The following is a 6,730-nucleotide window of genomic DNA, read 5'->3' as shown; positions in this document are numbered from 1 at the left end:
GGAGGCAGGGCTTATGTGCAATGCGCTGATTGCTTTACGCCGGACTTAGAAGGTTCAATTGCGCTTCAGGGATGATGCGATCGCCCAATGATGGGACATAGTTGAGTTTTGCAAATGCCTTTGAATAGAGTGCGAAAAACCCGCTTTCTCGGAAAACGGGTTTGAGAAGGATTGCTGAAGTGGTGGGGTGGTGGGGGATGGCATATGCGCTAAGCGATCGCGATCGCACTGGCCTAGATTTTCCCTGGAACCATTATTACCCTTGTGCCTGGGGGCGCTTCCCGTGATAGCAAACCATTCCCAAACCCATCAATAACAGAGCACCGACGGTTCCGGGTTCGGGAATTTTGCGCGGTTCGGGAGGGTCGAATGTTGCGGTTGTCTCGCCCCTAATCGAGCATTCCTCTTGGGAACAGTCCAGGGTCAGAGTGCGATGAGGGTCATGGAGACTGTATTCAGCGGCGGCGGGGGAGGCGAACCCCATCGCAGCGATCTGAAACGCACAGATAGAGGCCAATCCGAGAGAAATTTTGTCAAACATCTTGATTATCTCCTTAATTCAATACCTTGACTTGCTAATTTTAATCATCGAGGCAAACGGCTAGGTTGTCATTGCGATTGCTCACCGTGCCTGAGTGTTTGCGATCGGGGAGGGTTGTGATTTGGATCGCATATTCAACGCTTTCGGTTTGGCGATCGCAATCGATTGCGAGATAAAAAACCTTAAAATATCATTCTCATCCCAGCTTTTCGACTAGCTTCATTCTAATTGGCTGAAGACAAAAGACTCATCGTTCTGAAGTGAGATTTCCTACCAGCAAAGTGCTGGAAGATTCTACAGCCAAAGATAGAGGAGGAAAGAAAACTAGGGAAACCCGAAGCGGGGAAACCACCTGCGATCCCTGCCAGTAATCCAGGGCGATCGCAGTAATTTTACCCCGTATTTCTGCCTGGGGTATTATCCTGCGCGAGAGGAAATATTTTTGGTAGTAAAGGGTGAAGTATTCGCGGAAAAATACCTGCTAAAAATTTGATTATTTTAAAGACGAAATTTCAGACAATTAAGTTCCCGCTTGATTTGATTTTTGGGAGATTTTTCAGCCATTAATCGGAGAAAGGTGAGGAGAATTTGCACCGAAGCACCACAGGCGATCGCCCAGGAGGAATGGAACCAGCAATGTAGCAATTGCCCTGACAGGTCACATCGGCAAAAACCGACGAACCCACTCGATGGCAAAGAAAATCCCCCCTCTACGGCGAGGCAGAGGGGGGAATCGGGATGTGGCGAAAAATTACTGAAGCTGTTCTAACCAGAGATTCACATCCACCTTAAGCTGTTGACCCAACAACAGCAGGCGACGACGCAACCCCGAACCTTGCCAGTCAATAGAAGAATCCGAAGCATCTGTCGGTGTAATGTTCTCCTCATCCACCCCAATGGATTGTTCGGCGAGAGTCCCCTGGAGCCAATAGAATAAAAGCTCTTGAGCGCGATCGAGACACAGAGCCAGATGAAGCTTTTCGCCCACCGCGATCAGACGTTCCAACACAGCGATCGCCGATTCCACCGTTTCCGCTTTCGCGTCGTGCAGCAGATGCCACAGCGATCGCTCGATCAGACCTTCGAGAATCCGCTTCGCCTCGCTCAGTTGGAAATGACAGCGCATGTGTGCCGCTTCCGTAGCGATCGCCTCCAACTCGCTCAGATGACAAGAAATCTTCTCCAGATCCCCAACCGCATTGCCCATTTCCTGTTCCAGACCCGTCACCTCCATCATGCAGCGATGACCCAAAGCGATTTCTGCTGCCACCTGCAACTCTTTCGGCACCGGCAGCTCATCGCGATGGAAGCCCATCATCACCCCATAATTATCGCGATACACCTGGCTGTAAAGCTGATCGAGTCTCATCAAAGTTTCCTGACTTAGCAGGCGCATAATTCGGTGACGTTCTTCTGCAAACAAATCGCGCAAACTATACCATTTGCCATCGAAATGCTCGTTCATCACCAGAATAGCGTGCGCCACACTCGCTTCTTGGATCGCCGCAAACAACTGTTCTTTCATAGTGGTGTAGGCCCGTCGTCCAGCAAACGGCTGAATGCAGCAGTGGAAATCCCAGCCACCCAGATGGAGGACCGCAAACACCAAATCGAGACTTTCGCGGGTAATGTCCGAGATCAACTGCAACTGTCCCACCGCCAGAGTCAGCGGGCCCATGCGTTGCAACTGATAATCCCGGCGATAAGCCTGGTAGCAGTAGAGGTGTTGTTGTTCGGAATAGTTGGCAAACAACCCGCTAATGGCGTAGTGAGCCGCCACTTGTTCTAAGCTAATTTGGGCAGTTTGCACCAAATGATGGTAGACATTGGCACCATCTTTAAACAATTCCACATTGCTCGGTGCCCAAGCGAGGCGAGCGATAAATTCCCGTTCCAGTTCGATCCCCGCCACATCCCCTGCCAGTTCGATCGCCCGGGCGGCGTAGCGGAGAATTTGCACCCCTTCCGGGCGGGAGATTTCTTCAAAGAACCAGCCGCAACTGGTGTACATGAGCAAGCTGTGACGCTGCATTTCCAGCAAGCGCAAGGCATCGACTTGCTCGGATTGCTTCAGGGTGTGATTTTGGTGGCGTTCGAAGAAGCGCTGCAGGTTATCCTCCGAGCGATCGCGGATGACCTGGATGTACTCATCCCGCGTCCCCCAAGGATCGGCAAAAAAGCGCGTTGCTTCTTCTTCGTAGACCTGGATCGCTTCGTCGCGCAGCCAGTTGAGGGATTCGCGCAAGGGACGCCGCCATTTTTGGTGCCAGCCGCCGCCACCGCCGCATCCACAGTCATCTTGCCAGCGATTGACCCCGTGGGAGCAACTCCAAGCGGTGATCGGTTTGAGTTCCACTTCCCAGGTGGGGGGAGTGATGCTTAAATAATGGGCATAGTTGGTCACCGTCCAACCCCGGCGAGAGAATTCTTCAGTGAAGGCGTAGGCGAGGCATTTTTCCTTCCCCCGTTTGTGGTGTCCGAAGGTTTCCCCATCCGTAGCCACACTCAGGAGTTGGCTGGGTCGGCGATCGCCATGAATGGCTAAGCCCAGTCGTCCGACTAAATGTTGGGAACTGGTCAGCACGTCATTAAAGCCCATATCCCGCGAAATCGGCCCGTCGTAGAAGAAGATATCGATAAATTTGCGCTCTCCAGTGTCATCGGTTTCGGGGAGATAATAGCGATAGGGACGGGTGGGATCGATTTGTCCGCCGCCCACTTCTAGCCACTCCGGTTCTGGGTTGCTCTCGGTGGGGATCGCTCGACAGCGTTGCGCTTGCGAGGGCGCGAGGATGATAAATTTGATGTCTTCAGCGATTAGGGCTTCGATGGTGAGCGCGTCTACGGCAGTTTCCGCAAGCCACATGCCTTCGGGATCGCGCCCGAAGCGCAAGCGGAAGTCTTCTTTGCCCCAGCGGATTTGGGTGTATTTATCCCGCTCGTTGGCTAGGGGCATGATGATATGATTGTAGACTTGGGCGATCGCATTTCCATGTCCGTTTAGGCGTTCGGCACTTTTGCGATCGGCTTCGATAATTCGTTTGTACACCTCCATGTCGTAGCGTTCCAGCCACGTCATTAAGGTGGCACCGATATTGAAGCTGAGATATTCATAATTGTTTACGATTCCGATCGCTTCCCCGCGATCGTTCAACACTCTGGCAAAAGCATTCGGGCGATAGCATTCGTGGTAAATTCGCTCGTTCCAGTCGTGGAATGGCGCTGCACTGGGTTGCCTTTCTATGGCATCTAGATAGGGATTTTCTCGCGGTGGCTGATAGAAATGACCGTGAATGGTCACGTACACCCCGGTGGCTGTTTTTAGGGGATCGAGGGTTAAGGGGCGATTTTCCCTGATTGGTTGTTGTACTTCTGGCTTCAGTTCGGTTAACGCCGCATCAAGCGCAGAGGCGGTTTCAGAGTGGTTAGTCATCTATTTCTTGGCTTTTGTGTTAACAAACGACAATATCTTCATTCTCAGGGGACGACAAATTTCCCCAGTCAGTGTGGGTTAAGGGTCTCTTTTCCACTGGGAAAGAACACTCACACTATCAGGCGCGCTACGGGAATATGTTTCCGAAGTGTGCGTCGCAACCCTGTTTGTCTGGGTCACTCGGCGATCCGTTCCCACCCCACCCATAGGGTTTCTAGGTATAAATTCCGTTAGTGGCTACATTGCCGACCGGGTTTGTGAAGCATCAGTAAGCACTATAACCGATCCCCATTAAAATTGCCGCGCTCTCCAGGATTACTTAACACTTTAAAACAAAATTTAATGTTCCGAAAAACCCAACTCTAAAAAAAATTGCTATAATACTGCATTTCATTCATTCTCACCCCAGACCATCTTCGGGAGCGCCGCTTTTCATCAGTAACCTATAAGAGTCAATATTGGGCAGAAACTTTGAAAATTGAACATTGAAAAAATGAGTGACGCATTCCCCCACCTCGCCAACGGCAGGTGTTGCTCGAAAAACGGCAGCAACTAATTATCGTAGCCCTGATTTTCTATGTAGTGCTTCAGAACAGACAACATGAAACTCCTTAATCCGATCGCCAACGCTTTTTTCGTTCCCTTAGAAGCAGGGCCTGTCTGTGTGACTTGTGGACTACCGCAGTTCCAGGTTAGGATTGCGACACCCCCACCTCGCGCAATTCAGGTGGGGGAGGCTTCATGCCATCAATCTTGTAGTTCCTTGTAGTTTGCATCCAGGGGCAGGCGTATCTGTAGGGCGCTTGTCCTTCTGCCAACTGCTGGTTGCAAATGATTCACAGATAATTACCGACGGATAACCCAACAACTTTGATGTCAGTCAAAAACATTATTTTCATTGGCTTGCTCGTGTTTGTCCCCATTTCGATGGCCGGTCACTTCCTCCAGTGGGGATCGCTCACCATATTCATCACCGCTTGTTTGGGGATTATCCCCCTGGCGGCTTGGATGGGCATCGCTACGGAAGAAATTGCCGTAGTGGTCGGTCCGAACTTAGGAGGATTGCTCAATGCCACCTTTGGCAATGCCACGGAACTGATTATTGCCCTTGTGGCGCTCAATGCCGGATTCGTGAGTGTGGTCAAAGCCAGCATTACCGGGTCGATTATCAGTAACTTGCTTCTCGTCCTGGGATTTTCCATGCTTTTAGGAGGGCTGCGCTACAAACAGCAAGAATTTCCGCCAATCGTGGCGCGACTGAATGCCTCGGCGATGAATTTAGCCGCGATCGCGATTTTGCTGCCCACGGCGGTGGATGTCACCTCCAGTGGAATTGAGGAAACCCGGATGCAGCAGCTCTCGAGTGGAGTAGCGATCGTCTTGATTCTCGTCTACGGACTCACCCTCCTGTTTTCCATGAAAACCCATGCCTATCTGTGCGAGGTGGGAGAAGCGCAACAGGAAGATGAAGACCCTACCCATACTCCCAAACCCAATACCCTCTTGTGGACGGGGGTGTTATTAGTTTGCACCCTCCTAGTGGCACTAGAGTCGGAACTGCTGGTGGATTCCCTAGAAGAAGCAACCTCCATGCTGGGATTGACTGCCCTGTTTACTGGGGTGATTGTGGTGCCGATTATCGGCAACGCAGCAGAACATGCCACCGCCGTTACCGTGGCGATGAAAAACAAAATGGATTTGTCCGTTTCCGTGGCTGTGGGATCCAGTTTGCAGATTGCCCTATTTGTCGCCCCAGTGTTGGTCCTGGCCGGCTGGGTGTTGGGTCAACCGATGGATTTGAACTTTAACCCGTTTGAACTGGTGGCGGTAACGGTGTCCGTATTGATTGCCAATTCTGTCAGTTCTGATGGGCGGTCCGATTGGTTGGAAGGCACCCTGCTGTTAGCGACTTATTTGATATTGGGATTGGCATTTTATTTCCATCCTGCGATTCCCGGGATCGGGTAGGTGCGATTTGAGATGGGATGGAAGTTGGTTAGGTGGGCGCTGCTCACCTTTTTTTTCTGCCGTACTAGGAAGCCTGAGAAAGCCAATTCCAGCGCTGTTGCAAGATTTCTTTGGTTTCGAGGACGATATCGGGTAAATCAGCAAAATTGGTGGCTTGGTGACGCCATTCGTCCAAGAAGAATTGGAAACTTTTGAGATTGGTGCAATACTTCGCGATGTTTTTCCAGCTTTCTTTCCAGGAATTGGCTTCCTCACGCCGCGCTTCAATCTCCCCGACGCGATCGCAATGGGTCTTCCACGCTTCCCGCCATTGTGCTAGGGTTTCCGGCGCATATCGGCTTTTGAAGCGTTTTTTCTCAGCACGCACCACCTCGGCCAAGTCGTAGAGTTGTGCCTTACTCTCGCAGCGCCAGATTGCCGCTTCTCCGGCTTCTGCCCATCCGGGTAAAGAGCGGTAACTGACACAAGTACAGCGACCGCTTTGCAGACGCACGTGCAGCATGTGGGGCCAGCGATGAATGCCATCGGGGTCGATTTGCGCCGGCTCGATTTCCAAGACCAGAGCGATATCTTCGCGCGAGATCGGCAACTGCTGCGGATCTGTGGGGTCAATGTAGCCTTGGCCGATGAGGCTGGGTACGGAAGTTTCCAGGGTCACATTTTGATGAGGTTTCATGGTAGAGTCCCCGATCGGTTCGTAGAAGGTCAAAAGCAGGATAGTTTTGGCGGTAGCGATCGCTGTTGTGTTACTCTCTATTCTAGCACACTCAACTAACTGATTATTTTGC

At 51.5% G+C, this 6,730-nt stretch carries 4 protein-coding genes; 1 reads left to right on the top strand and 3 read right to left on the bottom strand.

Annotated elements, in window-relative coordinates; genetic code table 11:
• Positions 1–256: 256 nt before the first annotated feature.
• Both AC0QH1_RS09035 and AC0QH1_RS09030 read right to left on the bottom strand, forming a co-directional pair.
• Positions 257–541 (bottom strand): PEP-CTERM sorting domain-containing protein, encoded by a 285-nt coding sequence (locus tag AC0QH1_RS09035; protein ID WP_324630741.1) that lies wholly within the window; start codon positions 539–541, stop codon positions 257–259.
• Between the two features lie 751 nt (positions 542–1,292).
• A complete protein-coding gene (locus AC0QH1_RS09030; protein WP_324630740.1) occupies positions 1,293–3,974 on the bottom strand; it encodes a DUF3536 domain-containing protein in 2,682 nt (893 codons plus the stop codon).
• Between the two features lie 873 nt (positions 3,975–4,847).
• Here AC0QH1_RS09030 and cax point away from each other — a divergent pair.
• Positions 4,848–5,942: a calcium/proton exchanger gene (cax, locus tag AC0QH1_RS09025; RefSeq protein WP_324630739.1), complete on the top strand. Its 1,095-nt coding sequence runs from the start codon at positions 4,848–4,850 to the stop codon at positions 5,940–5,942.
• 64 nt (positions 5,943–6,006) lie between these two features.
• Here cax and AC0QH1_RS09020 read toward each other — a convergent pair whose 3' ends face one another.
• A complete protein-coding gene (locus tag AC0QH1_RS09020; protein WP_324630738.1) occupies positions 6,007–6,618 on the bottom strand; it encodes a hypothetical protein in 612 nt (203 codons plus the stop codon).
• Positions 6,619–6,730: the final 112 nt, after the last annotated feature.

The organism is Phormidium sp. CCY1219 (assembly GCF_055795085.1).
Note: the sequence above shows the minus strand (reverse complement) of the source record. Positions and strands in the feature narration are given on the sequence as shown.

Excerpts from the sequence above, each read along its gene's own strand:
- AC0QH1_RS09030 (WP_324630740.1), bottom strand. The coding sequence starts at position 3,974 with ATGACTAACCACTCTGAAACCGCCTCTGCGCTTGATGCGGCGTTAACC.
- cax (WP_324630739.1), top strand. The coding sequence starts at position 4,848 with ATGTCAGTCAAAAACATTATTTTCATTGGCTTGCTCGTGTTTGTCCCC.
- AC0QH1_RS09035 (WP_324630741.1), bottom strand. The coding sequence starts at position 541 with ATGTTTGACAAAATTTCTCTCGGATTGGCCTCTATCTGTGCGTTTCAG.
- AC0QH1_RS09020 (WP_324630738.1), bottom strand. The coding sequence starts at position 6,618 with ATGAAACCTCATCAAAATGTGACCCTGGAAACTTCCGTACCCAGCCTC.